Raw genomic sequence first — 17,360 nt, 5'->3', positions numbered from 1 at the left:
AAAAGTAGTGTATTTACAGGGAAGATTTAAGGAGTGTTGATTGTGATAAGTTTTAATGGCATAAAACTTTCAGAGAAAGTTAGTCAATGATTTATTATTTAGGTTTATAAACTAAAATATAAAGTACTGCTGTAACTTCAAAACGATAATTTATAATAGGGGTTATTACAACCATCAAATATTAAATTTTCCTAAAACTTTGACAATGTTAAAGCTGTAAGTTTTATCTTTAAAGTAAAACTTACAATTTATGACTTCAGGTAAACGAATACTATACACCGGTACTGTTTTCATAGTAGGTATTTATTTTTTGACCGCAGGGCTTATTAAAGTTAAACCCCTGTTGGCCCCCTTGCTTACGGCTGTGATACTGGCATTGCTTGTGCTGCCCGTTGCCAGAAAACTGGAATCGTGGAAAATAAACCGTATGCTGTCGTCACTTATCAATACTGTTTTGTTGTTTTTGGTAAGTGTAGGCTTTGTAGCGCTTATCTCAATACAGATACAGAGTTTTGTAGCCGATTGGGATAAGGCAAGGCAAAAAATAATGCCCCAAATTGAAAAACTGGAAGATTACATTTATGAGAAAACACCCATTAGTCCTGAGGATATAGCCAAACAACAAAATGAGGCTACAGGAAATATGGGTAAACAGGCCATCAGCTTTATAAACGGACTGTACTCCTTTAGCGGAGATTACCTGCTCACGTTTATTTATGTTTTCTTTTTACTGAATTACCGTAAAAAGTTCAGGCAATTTTTTGTGAAGCTCTTTAAAAAGCAAAATAAAGATGATGTAGATGATGTACTTAGTCAGGCTATAAAAATTACCCAGGGTTACCTGTATGGTAAATTTATACTGATGATATTTTTAACGATAATCTACGCCGTAGGTATGGCAGTTTTTGGAGTTAGTAATTTTATCATCATTAGTGTTTTGGCAGCATTACTTTCTATAATTCCTTACATTGGGAATATTATAGGTTTCCTAATTGCTATTGGGCTGGGGTATGTTGCCGATGGAGATACCACAGCCTTAATAGGTATTGTGGTGACTTTCTCTGTTGCTCAGTTTGTAGAGTCATACCTGTTTGAACCTTATGTGGTGGGCGATAATGTAAACCTCGATCCGTTTATTACGATTATTGCAGTTGTTGTGGGAAATATGATGTGGGGTGTAATAGGGATGATACTTTCAATACCTATACTGGGGATCATAAATGTGATATTTATGCATGTAAAACCTTTAAAACCGTACAGTTTTTTATTGGGGAACAGTGATGATAAGCAAAAAGATAAAATTATAAAGCAGCATAAATAAACTATCCGTAAACTTTTGCATCTTTGTATAAATAACCCATTCATGCCATGCGAATAATCTGTTTTTATCTGTTATTGTTTTTTACACCTCCATTACTGGCACAAACTGATGAAACAGATAAGGCTGTTGTGCAGTCGGATAGTCTGCTAACTCCCGATCCGTTATACAGGGAAGATCAGTTTTATGCTTCAGTATCCTATAATCTTATTCGCGGTAAAGCCGACCAGTATTCGCAAAACTCATTCTCAACCGGACTTACAGTTGGGTTTTTAAGGGATATTCCGCTTAATGAGGCAAGAAACAGGGCGGTAGCTATAGGTTTAGGATATTCGTATACTAACATAAAACACAACCTGAAAGTATCTGAAGTTACAGAAAGGGAAGTTACAAGCAGGGTGTATGAGGTTGTAGGGGATAGTGATTTTTCAAAAAATAAACTGGTGCTTCATTACTTAGAACTGCCCATAGAGTTGAGGTGGAGAAACTCTACAATGACCAGTCATAAATTCTGGAGAATTTATACAGGGTTTAAGGTGAGTTATCTGTTAAACGACCGTTCTCAGTTTGAAAGTAATGAAGGAACAATAAGGATACAGCACAACCCTGATGTAAACAAATGGATTTCTACCGCTTATGTTTCGGCAGGGTGGAATACCTGGAACTTTTATGTAGCATACTCTTTTACTCCGATTTATAAAAATGCTTATACCAAACAGGGTGAAGAATTAAAGCTAAGTTCCTTTAATATTGGGCTAATGTTCTATATATTGTAAGTATGAAAGAGGCTTTAAGAAAACATATTGAGGAGATAGTTCCATTAACGGACGAGCAGTTTGATATTGTGTTTTCTTATTTTAAGTCCAAAAAACTTAAAAAGAAAGATTTTCTGGTAAAGCAGGGCGATAGTGTAAACTGCGAGTATTTTGTGGTTAGCGGTCTTGTAAAGGCTTTTTATAGTGATGACGAGGGTAAAGACCATATCATGCAGTTTGCTATGGAAAACTGGTGGGTAACCGATTATCAGGCGTTGCTTCATAAAACTCCGGCACAACTGGATATAGACTGCCTTGAGGATACCAAGCTGCTTTGCATTACACTTGAGGATAAGGACAAGCTTTGTGCTGCACTTCATAAAATGGAATACTTTTTCAGAAAGAAATCCAATTCAGGTTATGTCGCCTTACAAAGACGCATCCTTTCGCTGCTTAATAATGATGCTAAAGAGCGTTACGAACAGTTTATGAGTTTATACCCATCACTGTATCAAAGAGTGTCTAAAACGCTTATAGCGGCTTATCTTGGAGTGACACGCGAAACTTTAAGCAGGCTTACTTAACCTTTTTAGTTATAAAAATGTGATGTATGTCCTGTGTACTACAAATACGGGGCAGTAAATTTGCAGTGTTAATTAATTAAATACTACTATGAAAAAAATACTTTTTAAAACCGCTTTTGTGGTTTTAGCACTTTCGTTTGCATCGTGTAAGGAAACAGAGAAAAAAGAGGAGGCAGATTCCCAACCGCAGGAAGAAACTCAAACGGCAGAGAAAACTGAGAAAAAGATTTTGTTTGTTGTAACCAGTCACGATAAAAAAGGAGATACCGGTAAACCTACAGGATATTATCTTGCCGAAGTAGCACATCCGTGGGAGGTGTTACACGAAGCAGGTTATACAATTGATTTTGTTAGCCCAAAAGGAGGAAAGGCTCCGGTAGATGGCTTTGACCTGAATGATGAGGTAAACAAGAAGTTTTGGGAAGATGAGGAATACCACGCTAAAATTGAAAATACAATGACACCGTCTCAGGTTAATCCAAAAGAGTATGAGGCTATTTATTATGCAGGTGGTCATGGTGCAATGTGGGACTTACCGGAGAATGAAGAACTAGCAAAAATAGCCGCACAGGTATATGAAGATGGCGGAATAGTAGGAGCTGTATGTCACGGTCCTGCCGGACTGGTAAACGTAAAACTGTCAGACGGATCTTATCTGGTAAGTGGTAAAAAGGTAAATGGTTTTACCAATGAAGAGGAGAAAGCCGTAGAGCTTGAAACTGTAGTTCCGTTCTTGTTGGAAACCAAGTTAATTGAACGTGGCGGACAGTTTGAGAAATCAGGAATGTGGGAGCCTCACGTTACCGTAGATAACAGGCTTATTACAGGACAGAACCCGCAATCGGCAAAAGGAGTTGGGGAAGCGATACTAAAAGAGCTTAATTAATTATATAAAGGTAATTCTTTGAAGCGGACTAAGGTCCGCTTTTTTTATAGCCACCAGTGCCATAGTGCTATTTGTGGTACAACGCCTATAAGTAGTCCCTGTAGTAACTCGTTTGGTGTATGTGCTTTTAAGAATAGTCTTGAAGAGGCGGTAAAACCGGTGCATAGTATAAAAAAAGCAATGGTGTAATTAAGGCTAAGATGAAAATGCAGGGACAGGCTTATCAAAAAAACGGTAAGCGCACTAATGCCCATTATGTGCAGGCTGGACTTTTGGTTAAACAATATCATTACTATTGCCAACACTGTACTGATAAGGTAACCTGCAAAGTAATAATACAGCTCCGGGATAGTGGTATTGCCAAATCCCTGATAGAGCATTATGCCTAACAGTAATGCCTGTATTATGAGTGGGATTTTACGCTCCTTTTTGTCCAGCTTCATGGTAGAGTGTACCAGTCCCAGTGAATGAAGGAGGTAATATATAGATATGGGTAAGAGTACGGTAAGGATAAGCACCTGTACACTTACCAGTATAATTTCATAGCTGTAAAAATACTGATGGGCAAATAAAAAATATAACAGCGCAGCATACACCGATACAAACAACGGATGGAATATATAGGAGAAAGCCGGCAGTATTTTCTTCATATTAAATCCTCTTTCTCATTCTGGCTACCGGAATATCCAGTTGTTCCCTGTATTTTGCAATGGTTCTTCGGGCTATAGGGTAGCCTTTTTCTTTTAGTATTTCGGCAAGCTTGTCATCCGGTAACGGTTTTCTCTTATCCTCTTCGTCAATAACGTTTTGAAGTATTTTCTTGATTTCAATGGTAGATACATCTTCTCCCTGATCATTTTTCATAGCCTCAGAGAAGAATTCCTTAATCAGTTTGGTGCCATATGGTGTTTCTACATACTTACTGTTTGCTACACGGGAAACGGTAGAGATGTCCAGTCCTACCATATCGGCAATATCCTTAAGGATCATCGGTTTTAGTTTGGTTTCATCACCATCAAGGAAATATTCTTCCTGATAATGCATAATGGCATTCATGGTGACAAAAAGAGTTTCCTGACGCTGTTTTATGGCGTCTATAAACCACTTTGCCGAATCCAGTTTTTGTTTGATAAACTGTACTGCGTCCTTTTGCTGATTAGACCTGTCTTTAGATTCCTTGTAGCTTTGTAGCATTTCCTGATAATCTTTAGACACATGCAACTCCGGAGCATTTCTTCCGTTAAGGGAAAGTTCCAGTTCGCCGTCTACAATCCTTATAGAAAAATCAGGAACAACATGCTCCACAACTTTAGAGTTACTGTCGTAAGCCCCACCTGGTTTTGGGTTTAGCTTTTCTATTTCGTCTATAGCTTTTCTAAGCTGATCCTGACTGATGTCGTACTTCTGTAACAGTTTGTCATAATGCTTTTTGGTAAAGGCATCAAACTGATTTTCCAGTATATCTATAGCCAGGTCAATAGACTCTGTAGGGGTTTTGTGTTTAAGCTGTAACAACAGGCATTCCTGCAGGTCACGTGCACCAACTCCTGCCGGTTCCAGCTGGTGTATAATGTGTAGTATGTTTTCTACAGTTTGGTCATCTGTGTAAATACCCTGTGTAAAGGCCATGTCGTCCACAATATCGGCAACACTCCTGCGAATGTATCCGGTATCGTCGATACTACCCACTAAAAACTCGGCAATATCCCTCTCATTATCGCTTAGTATAAAAGTGTTAAGCTGGTCGCTAAGGCTTTGATGGAAACTAACAGGTGCCGCATAAGGCATGGTACGCTCTTCGTCGTCGTCACTGTAGTTGTTGGTTTGTAGTTTATAGTTGGGTATTTCGTCGTCGCTAAGGTATTCGTCTATGTTAATGTCGTCGGCTTCTATCCTTTCGTTATCATAGTCGTCATAATCATCGTAGTCGTCATTGCCAAACTCATCAGCCTCATACTGGTCTTCCTTGCCTGTTTCCAATGCCGGATTTTCCACCATTTCTTCTTTAAGGCGTTGCTCAAAAGCCTGCGTTGGCAATTGTATCAGCTTCATCAGCTGAATTTGCTGTGGCGATAATTTCTGAGATAATTTTAATTGTAAATTCTGTTTGAGCATAATGAAAACATAGAGTTTTATGAATTATAAAAGTACAAAAAAGCCCTTTTAGAACGCTATGTTTTTAGAAAAAATTATAATTGAAATAAAAAAAGGTATAATTTTTGATAAGACGTTGCTTTATTTTATTCTTTCGGCTTTGAAATCTTCGGCAATAATATAAGGCTGTCCTAAGCTATATTCGTAAGGACTGACATCGCTATTCCCAAACATTAATATTTTGGTTTCCGGTTTATCGGCATAACCTTTCTTTTCTCCAGAATATTGTCCCGTTAGTTTAAAGGATAATTCCTGTTTGTTAAGTATTATTTCGAGGCTTTTTTGCAGTGGTGCCGGTATTGATATTGTAGTTTTTTCTGCTTCAAGTCGCTGTTTGAAATTCCATAGTGCTTTATGAAAAGGTATCCAGTTTCCGGTTTCTGTTTCAAACATGTTTATAAGGTCAAATCCAAGTTCATAAATATTTTTTGGAGTTCCTTTTAATTCGTAATATAACTTATCTTCATGATATAGCCATAGTAAAGGATGCTTGTCCATAATTTTCATCTTTACATATGGCATCATCAAGTCTAAGTCAAATCCGTTTATCTTCATTGTTTCTTTGCAGGTTATTTTCCATTCCTGATATTCAACAGGATGGTCGTAACTTATTTGATTAACGGAAACGATAAGCTCAAACACTTTTTCTTTAGTGTTAAATGAGTAAGATTCTGTAATTAAATCACAGTTTTGATAGAAGTCTTCTGAGTTGCTTATATTGATTAATTCGTTAATCATTATGGTGAGGTTTAGTATTGCTAAAATAACAAAAAGCCCTGCATTTTTGCAGGGCTTTTTTAATATTCTAATATCTCAATTCTCAATACTAATTTTTTGAAATTAAAACTCAGCGTTTTGCGGAGTCCTTGGGAAAGGAATCACGTCGCGGATGTTACTCATACCGGTAACGAACAGTACTAAACGCTCAAAACCAAGTCCGAAACCACTGTGTACAGCAGTACCGAAACGGCGTGTGTCAAGATACCACCATAGTTCTTCCTCGTCGATACCAAGCTCGGCAATTTTTTGCTGAAGTATGTCAAGACGTTCTTCTCTTTGTGAACCACCCACAATTTCTCCAATACCAGGGAAAAGAATATCCATAGCACGAACGGTTTTGTTGTCGTCGTTAAGGCGCATATAGAATGCTTTGATCTTAGCAGGGTAATCAAACAGGATTACAGGAGATTTAAAGTGTTTCTCTACAAGGTAACGCTCGTGCTCACTTTGAAGGTCGGCACCCCATTCTTCAATAATATAGTTGAACTTCTTGTTCTTGTTAGGTTTAGAGTTTTTAAGGATGTCAATAGCTTCTGTATAGCTAACACGCTTAAAGTTATTTTCCAGTACAAACTGAAGTTTCTCTAAAAGCCCCATACCGCTACGCTCGTTTTGTGGCTTCTGTTTTTCTTCAGCCGCAAGGCGCTCGTCAAGGAACTTAAGGTCATCCTCACATCTTTCCATTGCATATTTAATAACATACTGGATAAAATCTTCAGCAAGATCCATGTTAGCGTCAAGGTCGTTAAAGGCAACCTCAGGCTCAACCATCCAAAACTCGGCAAGGTGACGTGATGTGTTAGAGTTTTCAGCACGGAAAGTAGGGCCGAATGTATATACCTGTCCTAAAGACATAGCATAAGTTTCTGCCTCAAGCTGACCCGATACGGTAAGGTTTGTTTCTTTACCGAAGAAATCTTCTTTATAGTCTACTTTGCCTTCCTCTGTACGTGGTGTTTTGTCAAACGGTAATGCAGTAACCTTGAACATTTCACCTGCACCTTCGGCATCACTACCGGTAATGATAGGTGTGTTTACATACACAAATCCTTTTTCCTGAAAATACTGGTGGATGGCAAATGATAGTACCGAACGCACCCTCATAATTGCTCCAAAAAGGTTAGTACGTGTTCTAAGGTGTGCGTTTTCTCTTAAAAATTCAAGAGAGTGTTTTTTAGGCTGCATAGGGAATTTCTCAGCGTCACTGTCTCCTAAAATTTCAACCTGCGAAACTTTTATCTCATATTTCTGTCCTTTACCCTGGCTCTCCACAAGGCTACCTTTAATGGCAACTGCTGCTCCGGTAGTGATACGTTTTAACGTTTCTTCCGGAGTATTTTCAAAGTCAACAACGCATTGGATATTATGTATAACCGAACCATCGTTCAGTGCTATAAACTGATTATTTCTAAAAGTTCTTACCCATCCTTTTACTGATACTTCATCAATCGTGTTGGTGCTATTCAACAGGTCTTTAACTTTTGTGTGTTTCATTTTTATAATAAATTAAATAGAATAAACCGCAAATCAGCTGTGTTTTGATGTTTTTCAAAATACAAATGCCTGCAAATGTAGTAAAAACAACAAAAAGGTGTAAATATTAAAACCATAATTTGGAAAACTTTACCTTGTCTTAAAGTAGTATCTTTGCCTTTACTTAAACAATAGTGCCATGAACTGGATTTTACTTGTTATAGCAGGGCTTTTTGAAGTAGGTTTTGCTTCCTGCCTTGGTAAGGCTAAAGAGACTACCGGAACTGCCTCTCAATTATGGATGGGAGGTTTTTTTGTATGCCTTGCTATTAGTATGTTTTTATTGTATAAGGCTACCCAAACACTGCCTATTGGTACTGCTTATGCGGTATGGACAGGGGTAGGGGCTGTAGGTACGGTTTTAGTGGGGATTGTTGTGTTTAAAGAACCTGCCGATTTCTGGAGGCTTTTCTTTATCACTACACTGATAGCTTCGATTATTGGGCTAAAATTTGTTTCGCACTAAAACAGGCTGAATACAAAAGACAGCTTAATGGATATGTTACGGTCAAACTCGGGTAAATGGTAGGGGCCGTAACGGTAAAAGGCCGTTAATCCAAGCCCTTTAAATATTTCATTAAGTTCCACTCCGCTTTCATAGAAACCTTTTTCAAGCGTATTGTATGGCTGTCCCACATGTTTTTCCGGACTTTCCATGTTACCCCAAACGCCTCGGGTTACCAGTACCGGACTAAGCTTAATGTCGCCAAAAAGGTTTAATCTTCTAAAAGCATGTTTTACCTGAAACATGGCATACTGGCTCGAGAAGAACTCGTTAAAGTACATCGTCTCAAAACTGTTTTTACCGGCAAAGGTAATACGGGCTATAACGCCGTCTTTATCAAGGTTGTTTGGCGAGGTACTGTACAGGTGGGTAATAGGGGTGTCGCCCATGGCTAAACCTCCCTGTATAACCAACGATGTTTTTTGTCCGTTTATGTATTTTCTCTCATACTCGGTTCTGAAATCGAGTTTGCCAAAAGTAAAATCACTGTCAAATAATCCTGTAACTGCCTGAGTGTACTGGAATGTAAATTTCGGGAATCGTTTTTCAATTTCAATACGTCCTTCGGGTGTTTGCATGAAGTCACTAAACGGATTCCATTGCAGGGCAGCCTCAAATGTGCTAAGGTTGTATTTGGTGTATAAATGTCCGTTAGTATTAAAAGCATAGTCAAAACGCGGCTCTACACTGGTGCGACTAAAACCCCAACGGCTTTCTGTTTTCGGGATTATTTTGGTTTCAATATAACCATGCCATTTTCGGTACTTATAGAAAGTAGAAACGTTTATAGGGCGTGGGTCGTATATTTTAAATACCCGTTTATCTGTAGCAAACGTGGTACTGCCAATTTCCTGTACGTCTTCGGTAAAAGAGCCTCCAATCCATGAATCTGAAAAACGCCCCAGTCGTACAGCTCCGCCAAGATTGTATTTAAACTGTCCGTCTTTAGTACCATAAGCACCATAAGTACTGATTCGAAATACTTCAGAGAATTTATTATTGGTTATTCCGCCTACGCCAAACCTCACGCCTTCATAGTTGTTGTATTTTATAATCTGTCTCAGGTCAAAGTCAAAAAAGCCAACAGGAAGGTATCCGGTAATAACTCTTTTGCCTAAGTTGATAAACTGTTCTATTCTTTCCTTGGTTAAAATACTATCCAGTGCAGGGTAGGTTTTAATACTGCGCTCGTCCAGTGTGTCGGCTCTGTGTTGTGTCCAGTAACTTTCAGGGCGGGTTATGGCTTCTTCATTTATCTCTATAGCAATAGCCGGTCTTCTTATGGTTAGCGGGATATTGAATTCCTTATCCGAATTAATGGATTCAGAATATACATATACAAAGTCAGACGGTTCTTTATCCCTGTCGGGGCTTGTGGTGTTTATAGCGTCAAATTTGATGGTTTCACCCAGTATATTTATGTCTTCGCGGTTATTTCCTTTTACTATTTTAAGGGTTTTCCTGTCGGGAAACCAAACGCCCTGTTCTTCTTCAAACTTAAACAGGTGGGTAGAGGTTATGTCCAGTACGTTTTTTACTCTGAATACTGCTTTAGCAATGCCAAAGGTATTGCTGTCTATGTATACAAGTCCGTATAGCCTTTTTTTCTTGTTAGCTCGTTTTGGGGTAAAATAGATCATGAACGTTTTGCGGTTGTCTATATATACCGTGTCGAGTATTCTGTATTTGTACTCTAAAAGTGCGTTGTATGATAAAGGTCCCCTGTACTTGGTTTCCAATAAATCTACATCATTATAAACCGAATAGGATTGCAGGCTAAGGCCTATAAATTCATACACGGGTTGTTTGAAGCCTGCCATACGTGCGGCAAGTATATTTTCTTTAAGTCCGTCTTTTTTTGTATAGCTGAATTCCGATATTTTTTCAGTTTGATATAGGTGTTGCTTTTCAATCAGCTTTTTGAATTTATAGTCGGTCGAGTCTATTTTTAATATCCTGCGTCCGGTTTTTTCATATAGGTAAACCGAATCCAGTTTTGAACTGATGGAATCTGGATTTGCAGTAACAATAAGTTTGTTGTAGGTTTTGTATTTAAAACTGTTTAGTTTTTGTTGCGGGTCATTATTCTCCTTAATACGGATGGCATGTTTTATTATAGTTGTAGCCTTGTTGGTTTGGTTAATAACCAGTTCCTCCAGTTCATTTGGTTTGGATTTAAGTGCTACGGTATAAAATTTTTTTCCGCTGTGGGTTTTAATGGTTTTGGCTTCATAACCGGTGTAGGTAATGGTTATGCTTTGTAGCCTGGTTTTGCTTTCTATTATAAATTTACCATCCAGATCACCAATAATGGTATTGCCTTCCTGTGTTTTTATAGTAGCAAAAGGCAGCGGTGAGTTAGTACTGCCGTCCTTAACTATCCCGGTTATTGTAAACTGGGCGTTGGCAGCCATGCTGAACAAAAAAAGCAGGACGGTAATAACTCTCATAGGGGTTTTTAAAGCTAAACGCGCAATACGTAAAATTGTTACAAAGATAGTATAAACAAAGAGTCCGCTGTTACCAGCGGACCTTAAAACTTATACTTTCATGATCTCGGCCTCTTTGTGAGCCAGTAGGTCATCTATTTTCTTAATGTAAGCATTGGTAAGCTCCTGTATATCGTCTTCTGCTTTTTTACAAACATCTTCAGACATACCGTCTTTTTCAAGTTTCTTGATTTCGGTGTTAGCATCCTTACGGGCATTTCGTACACCAATTTTAGCATCTTCAGCTTCCGCTTTAGCCTGCTTTACAAGATCCCTTCTTCTTTCCTCTGTTAATGCCGGAATGTTAATGATGATATTCTCACCATTGTTCATTGGGTTAAAACCAAGGTTAGCAATCATAATTGCTTTTTCAATTGGCTGTAACATAGCTTTTTCCCAAGGTGTAACCGTTAAGGTTCTTGCATCGGGAGTATTAACGTTTGCAACCTGAGAAAGAGGTGTTTGAGCACCGTAGTAATCTACTTTTACACCACCAAGCATGGCAGGGCTTGCTTTACCTGCACGGATGTTAAGGAATTCTTTTTCAAGGTGACTAAGAGATCCTTTCATTGACTCTTCGCTACTATCTAAAATAAAATCTATTTCTTCCATAATGCTGTTTCTTTTCAGTTTTTAGTTAAACGCTTACTGTAGTTCCTACAGTATCACCTTCACATACTTTTACAAGGTTGCCTGCCTTGTTCATATCAAACACTATAATAGGCAGTTCGTTTTCCTGGCTAAGTGTAAAGGCAGTTGTATCCATTACATTAAGGCCTTTTTGAAGTACGTCTTCAAAAGTAAGCGTGTCATATTTAGTCGCGTTAGCGTCTTTTTCTGGGTCGGCAGTATAAATACCGTCAACACGTGTACCTTTTAATATCACATCGGCATGTACTTCCACACCTCTTAGTACTGCAGCTGTATCGGTAGTAAAGTATGGGTTACCTGTACCGGCTCCAAAAATTACAATTCTTCCTTTTTCAAGGTGGCGTACAGCACGTCTTTTAATGTAAGGTTCTGCGATAGCTTCAATTTTAAGGGCTGTTTGCAGCCTGGTTTGCATACCGGCATCTTCAAGAGCTCCCTGTAATGCCATACCGTTAATTACGGTAGCTAGCATTCCCATATAATCTCCCTGAACCCTGTCCATACCGTTGCTGGCTCCGGATACACCTCTAAAAATGTTACCGCCTCCAATAACGATTGCTATTTCAACACCTTTATCGTGTATTTGTTTTATCTCGTGGGCATATTCGGCAAGTCTTTTAGGATCAATGCCATACTGCCTGTCGCCCATAAGGGCTTCGCCGCTTAGCTTTAACAGGATTCTCTTATATTTCATAGGGTAATATTTGACTGGTGCAAATATAGTAATTATTGTTTTTCTTAAAACAGAATTTTAACCCCTGCTTATGATAGGTATTTACGCAATGAGCTCCTCGTAGGATTTTTTTGCCGATTCGTACCCGATATTGAAAATTTCCTCCATTTTTTGCTTGTTGGTTTCAAAGGTACTGTACAGTGCAAGCTCATCGGGGCTGATAACCCAATCGCAAAGGGTAAACTTTTGCATATTACTGTTTGCCGAAAGCAAATCGTAAGCACGCGTGGTTACTGTTTTGATGGATTTCAAATCGTTAGCGCCAATTTTTTGTATAGGGCTAACGTATATTCCTATCAGGGTTTCACAGCGTCCCTGCAATACATCGGTAGGAAAGTGGTTTATAATACCGCCGTCGCTGTATATTTTACCGTCTATCTCATAAGGTGATATGATACCCGGAAAGGCAGATGAAGCCAGTACAGCATCGGCGATTTTTGTTTCCGGTCCAAAGATTTTAAGTTTACCGGAAACCAAATCGGTTGCGGTAATATGCATACGGTATTTCATTTCCCCGATTAGGGTTTCGCCAAAGGCCGAATGAAAATAACTTTTAAAAGCTTCAGAATCTATAAAACCTGCCTTACGGAAGGTAAAGTGTTTCCAGTGAAAAAAGTATATGGATTTAAAGAACTCCAGTATCTCTTCGGGCGATTTGCCGTGAGCATATAAGGATGACACAATAGCACCCGAACTGGTGCCTGCCAGGTGGGATGGTTTTATCCCTATTTCGTCAAAAAATTTAAGTACCCCTGCATGGGCTATGCCTTTTGAGCCTCCTCCCGAAAAAATAAGGCCTATAGTGCTGTTGTCAAATTTCATGGTGTGATTAGAATTACCTGACTAAATTACAGTTTTTTATTGGATGGCTTCTTTTTTGCTATTGCAAAAGTAATTTACTTTTGCACAAATTTATATTATGAGTACACTAATAGAAAAAAGTCTGGATAACAGTTATTCTTATTCAGAGTATAGAAACCATATATCTTCGCTTCTTCAGAACGGACTGTCTACAGGGGCAACACAATCGGAAGATTTAACCAATTACAGTTCGCTTAACGAAGTAAGGATGAATCGCCTTGACAAAACTATTAAGTTAACGGATGATATTAAAGAAAGACTGGGCAAGCTTAAAAAAGAGCATATATTGCTTGTGATATCTGAAGGCTGGTGTGGTGATGCAGCACAGATAGTGCCTGTTATAAACAAGATGGCTAATGAGACCGATAAGCTGGAGCTTGAAATAGTACTTCGTGATGATAACGACGAACTAATGAACGAATATTTAACTAACGGTGCTAGGTCTATTCCGAAGCTGGTATTAGTAGAGAAAGATACCCATATTGCCCGCGGAAGCTGGGGACCAAGACCTCATGATGCGGCAAAACTGATAAGGGATTATAAAGAACAGCACGGTGTTATTGACCAGGTGGCTAAAACCGAACTGCAAAAATGGTATTTGCACGATAAAGGTGAAAGCACTATGAAAGAGATAACACTACTGCTTGAAAACGCTGAGAATATGTAAAATAAAAAAGTCCGCTCATTGAGCGGACTTTTTTATTTTACATAGTTCCGATAACCTTAATCTTATTAGAAGTTGATATTCCTCCCGGATTACACCCCGGCAACCCTTCGGGTATATCGGCATTAATGCTTTTGTAGTATTCTACCCAGGCAGGGAAGTAATCGTTTGTGCCGGGTTCTTTGTAGGTCATGGGTTGTAATTCAAAAAACGGAGTTCCGTTATTGGCAAACTTAAAAGCATCATAAATAAGTTCACTGCAATAGTAGGCGCCGTTATCATATACATATTCATCGTCATAAGGAACGCCAATCTGCTCCAGTGAAAAATCGATAGCCTTAGTGATAAGCTTACGGTGTTTCCTTTTTAGTCTTCCTACATACATGGGCTTTGAAGTATTTTTTGAAAACTTTTCCAGCGGAGTAAGGCGAACGGCACTACCGGCAGCTTCTATAACATAAACGGTGTCGTTACGGTGGTATACCATACCCATGTGGCTAAAGTCGTTTCCGTTATAGCCTTCGGTAACAGCTTCTATAGCATCACATAGCGGACCGCAATCCATATCCTGAAAAATAAGGTCGCCGTCTTTAAGTTTTATGTTTTGTGCAAAAAGAGAGTTTGCAGCTAAGAGTAAAAAGAATATTGCTTTTTTCATGCTGCAAAGATACCTAAAGCTATTCGTTATTCAGGCTTCTGACCATAGTTTCAAAAGCATCGGGTAAAATGGCATCCTCTACCGAGAACTCGCCTATTTTAGTTCGGCGTAATGCCGTTAGGTGTGAACCGCTTTGCATGGCAGCTCCAAAATCGTTAGCGATAGAGCGAATGTAAGTTCCTTTGCTGCAAACAATCCTGAAATCTACTTCGGGTAATGCTACTCGGGTAATTTCAAACTCATGTACAGTAACTTTGCGGGAAGCAATTTCTACCTCTTCACCTTTTCGGGCATGTTCGTATAGGCGTTTCCCGTCTTTTTTGATGGCCGAAAATACAGGAGGTTTCTGGTCTATCTCACCGGTAAACTGTTTAGTGGTTTCAAGTATAAGTTCTTCAGTTATATGTTCGGTTGGGAAAGTGGCATTTACTTCCGTTTCCAAATCATACGAAGGGGTAGTGGCTCCAATATGGAAAGTTCCGGTATATTCCTTTACCATGCCCTGTAGTTCGGGGATACGTTTGGTGAATTTTCCGGTACATATAATAAGTAGTCCGGTAGCCAGAGGGTCAAGAGTCCCGGCGTGACCTACTTTTATCTTTTTTAAACCTAAGTTTTTTTTAAGGGCCCACTTCACTTTATTCACTGCCTGAAACGAACTCCATTGCAGTGGTTTATCTATCAATACTACCTGTCCTTCCTGAAAACTTTCTGCCGTCATTAAATAATAGTAAGTGGGTGAATAAAGTAATGAATTATAATTACTGCCAGTCCGGCAAGAATCCTGTAGTAGCCAAACACTTTAAAGCCGTGTCGGCTAAGGTAATTAATAAAGGTTTTTATGGCCAGTGTACCTACAATAAAGGCAACTATGTTACCGATTATAAGTAGGTTTACCTGATCTCCGGTAAGTTCAAATCCGGCCTTATAGTAATCAAATGATTTTTTTGCTGTTGCGCCAAACATGGTAGGTACTGCCAGGAAGAAAGAGAATTCGGCAGCAGCCTTACGCGAAAGCTTTTGCGACATACCACCCACAATACTGGCACCGCTCCTGGATACACCCGGTATCATGGCAATACATTGAAAAAATCCTATTTTTAATGCGGTAGCATAACTTATTTCGGTGTTTTCAGAATCGCCAAAATAGTCGTCTACCTTTAAAAGGATAACTCCGCCTATAACCAGTGATATGGCTACCGTTAGCGGACTTTCCAGCAGACTGTCTATAAAGTCGCTTAATAATAATCCAAGTACTACGGCAGGCATAAAGGCTACCAGTAGTTTTAGGTAAAAATCTACCGTTTGGAAAAAACGTTTAAAGTAAAGTACAATTACCGAAAGTATAGCGCCAAGCTGTATAACTATCGTAAACAGTTTGGTGAAATCGTCGCCTGCAATCCCGAAAAAGGAGGAAGCGATAATCATGTGTCCGGTAGATGAAACAGGTAAATACTCGGTTAAGCCTTCAATGATGGCTATAATAATGGCCTGTAAGTAATCCATTAGGGGTAATTATTTTTTGAAGTTCTTAATTTCGGCGTCTTCAGGAAAATTGCTGTCTTTTTTAGTGTTCGGGTTTTTAAGTATGGCATAAATAGTAACGCCAAAACCAATAAGCACTACAGTAGGTGCAAGTCTTATTCTCCTAAAGTTGAAAATAGCATCACTAAATACTTTAGGGTCGTCGCTACCGCCACCTGCCATAAGTATAAAGCCCAGTAAAATAACGCCAAGGCCTATTAAAAGTATTTTGTAGTTTACCTTTTCAAAAAGGAAATGTGTTTTTATCTCGTTACCCATAATAATTGTTTCAGGTTTAAAATTTCAGGTTTTGCGGTTTGCTTAATATAAATCGTCTGTCCTTAGGTTAAGGAAACGCTGCGTAGCAAAGAACGTACTTATGGCTGCGATTATTATACCAAAGCCCAGTACACCACCCATTACAATAGCTGTAGGAACCCAGTCTTTCCAAATGTCCAGGAATGGCAGCTTACCGTCTACATAGTTAACCAGCCATAATAAAGCTCCTATAGCAAGTAGTGCGCCTATAAGCCCCAGTTTAATGCCTCTCCATATAAACGGCCTCCTGATGAAGGATTTTGTTGCACCTACCATCTGCATGGTTTTGATGGTAAAACGGTGTGAGTATATGGATAGTCTAAGTGAACTGTTTATAAGCAGCATGGCTACAAAGGTAAGTCCGCCGCTAATAACCAGTATCCAAAAAGTTATTTTCTTAATGTTTTCGTTAGCCATTTCTACCACTACGGCATCATAACTTACATCGGCGACCATTTCGTTTTTCCTGAACTTCTCATCAATTTTCTTGATGCTGTCTGGCTGTACGTAAGCACTTTTTAGGTGAATGTCGTAAGAATCAAATAACGGATTTTCAATAAGGCTTTCAAAGTCGCCTAAAATGTCCTTGTTCTTTTCGGCTGCTTCCTTTTTAGAGACGTAGTGGAAGTTTTTAATATAGTCTGCCTTTTCAAGCTCTTTTCCAAAAGCCTTGATGTTTTCGTCTTTAGCTTCCCTTTTAAAATAAATAGTAAGCGGAATATTCTCCTTTACATAGCCCGACAGCTTTTCTGTATTGATAACAAAAAGCCCTAACGCCCCTAAAAGGGTAAGTACTATGAAAATGATTAATATAACCGAGAAATATGAAGAAATCAACCGCCTTTTTTGAAATTGTTCAAAAGATGATGCCATACACACATTAATTTTAGGTGTAAAAATAAATAAAGTATTTGTTTATACATAGTTTATAACGGGCAAAGTTTTGA

The 17,360-nt window shown here is 38.8% G+C and carries 19 protein-coding genes; 6 read left to right on the top strand and 13 right to left on the bottom strand.

Translation table 11 applies throughout. The annotated features are described in order from the left end of the window. Positions 1-250: 250 nt before the first annotated feature. From Q763_RS11840 to Q763_RS11825, 4 genes are all read left to right on the top strand, one after another. Entirely contained in the window at positions 251-1,321 is a 1,071-nt protein-coding gene (locus Q763_RS11840) for an AI-2E family transporter (protein ID WP_052123425.1), read from the top strand. Positions 1,322-1,368: 47 nt separating this feature from the next. After that, positions 1,369-2,094, top strand: coding sequence for a porin family protein (locus Q763_RS11835; protein ID WP_035134519.1), 726 nt, complete (start codon positions 1,369-1,371; stop codon positions 2,092-2,094). A 2-nt stretch (positions 2,095-2,096) separates the two neighbouring features. Then, positions 2,097-2,657 carry a Crp/Fnr family transcriptional regulator gene (locus Q763_RS11830; protein WP_035134517.1) on the top strand — a complete coding sequence of 187 codons (561 nt, stop codon included), beginning with the start codon at positions 2,097-2,099 and terminating at the stop codon, positions 2,655-2,657. 88 nt (positions 2,658-2,745) lie between these two features. Beyond that, positions 2,746-3,543 (top strand): type 1 glutamine amidotransferase domain-containing protein, encoded by a 798-nt coding sequence (locus Q763_RS11825; RefSeq protein ID WP_084596062.1) that lies wholly within the window; start codon positions 2,746-2,748, stop codon positions 3,541-3,543. A gap of 44 nt (positions 3,544-3,587) precedes the next feature. Here the strand turns inward: Q763_RS11825 and Q763_RS11820 are convergent, their stop codons facing one another. The 4 genes from Q763_RS11820 to asnS form a co-directional block, all read right to left on the bottom strand. Beyond that, positions 3,588-4,193, bottom strand: coding sequence for a hypothetical protein (locus Q763_RS11820; RefSeq protein WP_035134515.1), 606 nt, complete (start codon positions 4,191-4,193; stop codon positions 3,588-3,590). A gap of 1 nt (position 4,194) precedes the next feature. Then, the gene (gene rpoN, locus Q763_RS11815) at positions 4,195-5,658 is read right to left on the bottom strand and encodes an RNA polymerase factor sigma-54 (RefSeq protein ID WP_035134513.1); all 1,464 of its coding nucleotides are present in this window, start codon (positions 5,656-5,658) and stop codon (positions 4,195-4,197) included. A 120-nt stretch (positions 5,659-5,778) separates the two neighbouring features. Then, the gene (locus Q763_RS11810; RefSeq protein ID WP_035134511.1) at positions 5,779-6,435 is read right to left on the bottom strand and encodes a hypothetical protein; all 657 of its coding nucleotides are present in this window, start codon (positions 6,433-6,435) and stop codon (positions 5,779-5,781) included. Positions 6,436-6,537: 102 nt separating this feature from the next. Next, entirely contained in the window at positions 6,538-7,971 is a 1,434-nt protein-coding gene (gene asnS / locus Q763_RS11805; protein ID WP_035134509.1) for an asparagine--tRNA ligase, read from the bottom strand. 178 nt (positions 7,972-8,149) lie between these two features. Between asnS and Q763_RS11800 the strand changes: the two genes are divergently transcribed. Further along, positions 8,150-8,476, top strand: coding sequence for a DMT family transporter (locus Q763_RS11800; RefSeq protein WP_035134507.1), 327 nt, complete (start codon positions 8,150-8,152; stop codon positions 8,474-8,476). Here Q763_RS11800 and Q763_RS11795 read toward each other — a convergent pair. The 4 genes from Q763_RS11795 to Q763_RS11780 form a co-directional block, all read right to left on the bottom strand. Beyond that, the gene (locus Q763_RS11795) at positions 8,473-10,965 is read right to left on the bottom strand and encodes a DUF5686 family protein (RefSeq protein WP_035134505.1); all 2,493 of its coding nucleotides are present in this window, start codon (positions 10,963-10,965) and stop codon (positions 8,473-8,475) included. The genes Q763_RS11800 and Q763_RS11795 overlap by 4 nt on opposite strands. Before the next feature lie 90 nt (positions 10,966-11,055). Next, positions 11,056-11,619, bottom strand: a complete 564-nt coding sequence (gene frr, locus Q763_RS11790; protein WP_035134503.1) for a ribosome recycling factor — start codon at positions 11,617-11,619, stop codon at positions 11,056-11,058. Between the two features lie 22 nt (positions 11,620-11,641). After that, entirely contained in the window at positions 11,642-12,349 is a 708-nt protein-coding gene (gene pyrH, locus Q763_RS11785; RefSeq protein ID WP_035134501.1) for a UMP kinase, read from the bottom strand. An 81-nt stretch (positions 12,350-12,430) separates the two neighbouring features. Beyond that, entirely contained in the window at positions 12,431-13,210 is a 780-nt protein-coding gene (locus Q763_RS11780; protein WP_035134499.1) for a patatin-like phospholipase family protein, read from the bottom strand. 97 nt (positions 13,211-13,307) lie between these two features. On the opposite strand from Q763_RS11780, the gene Q763_RS11775 reads away from it, so the two are divergent. Continuing rightward, on the top strand, positions 13,308-13,916 hold the full coding sequence (locus Q763_RS11775) for a thioredoxin family protein (RefSeq protein WP_035134498.1): 609 nt from the start codon (positions 13,308-13,310) through the stop codon (positions 13,914-13,916). Positions 13,917-13,953: 37 nt separating this feature from the next. Here the strand turns inward: Q763_RS11775 and Q763_RS11770 are convergent, their stop codons facing one another. The 5 genes from Q763_RS11770 to Q763_RS11750 are packed head-to-tail and all read right to left on the bottom strand — an operon-like array spanning position 13,954 to position 17,286. Continuing rightward, positions 13,954-14,571 (bottom strand): YiiX/YebB-like N1pC/P60 family cysteine hydrolase, encoded by a 618-nt coding sequence (locus Q763_RS11770; RefSeq protein ID WP_035134496.1) that lies wholly within the window; start codon positions 14,569-14,571, stop codon positions 13,954-13,956. A 19-nt stretch (positions 14,572-14,590) separates the two neighbouring features. Beyond that, the gene (gene truB / locus Q763_RS11765) at positions 14,591-15,292 is read right to left on the bottom strand and encodes a tRNA pseudouridine(55) synthase TruB (RefSeq protein ID WP_035134493.1); all 702 of its coding nucleotides are present in this window, start codon (positions 15,290-15,292) and stop codon (positions 14,591-14,593) included. After that, positions 15,292-16,077, bottom strand: a complete 786-nt coding sequence (locus Q763_RS11760; protein ID WP_035134491.1) for an undecaprenyl-diphosphate phosphatase — start codon at positions 16,075-16,077, stop codon at positions 15,292-15,294. The genes truB and Q763_RS11760 overlap by 1 nt, the downstream gene beginning before the upstream one ends. Positions 16,078-16,086: 9 nt before the next feature. After that, on the bottom strand, positions 16,087-16,374 hold the full coding sequence (locus tag Q763_RS11755) for a DUF3098 domain-containing protein (RefSeq protein WP_052123424.1): 288 nt from the start codon (positions 16,372-16,374) through the stop codon (positions 16,087-16,089). A 42-nt stretch (positions 16,375-16,416) separates the two neighbouring features. Beyond that, a complete protein-coding gene (locus Q763_RS11750) occupies positions 16,417-17,286 on the bottom strand; it encodes a cell division protein FtsX (RefSeq protein WP_035134489.1) in 870 nt (289 codons plus the stop codon). Positions 17,287-17,360 lie beyond the last annotated feature (74 nt).

Source organism: Flavobacterium beibuense F44-8 (assembly GCF_000769915.1).
GTDB classification, from domain to species: domain Bacteria; phylum Bacteroidota; class Bacteroidia; order Flavobacteriales; family Flavobacteriaceae; genus Flavobacterium; species Flavobacterium beibuense.
Note: the sequence above shows the minus strand (reverse complement) of the source record. Positions and strands in the feature narration are given on the sequence as shown.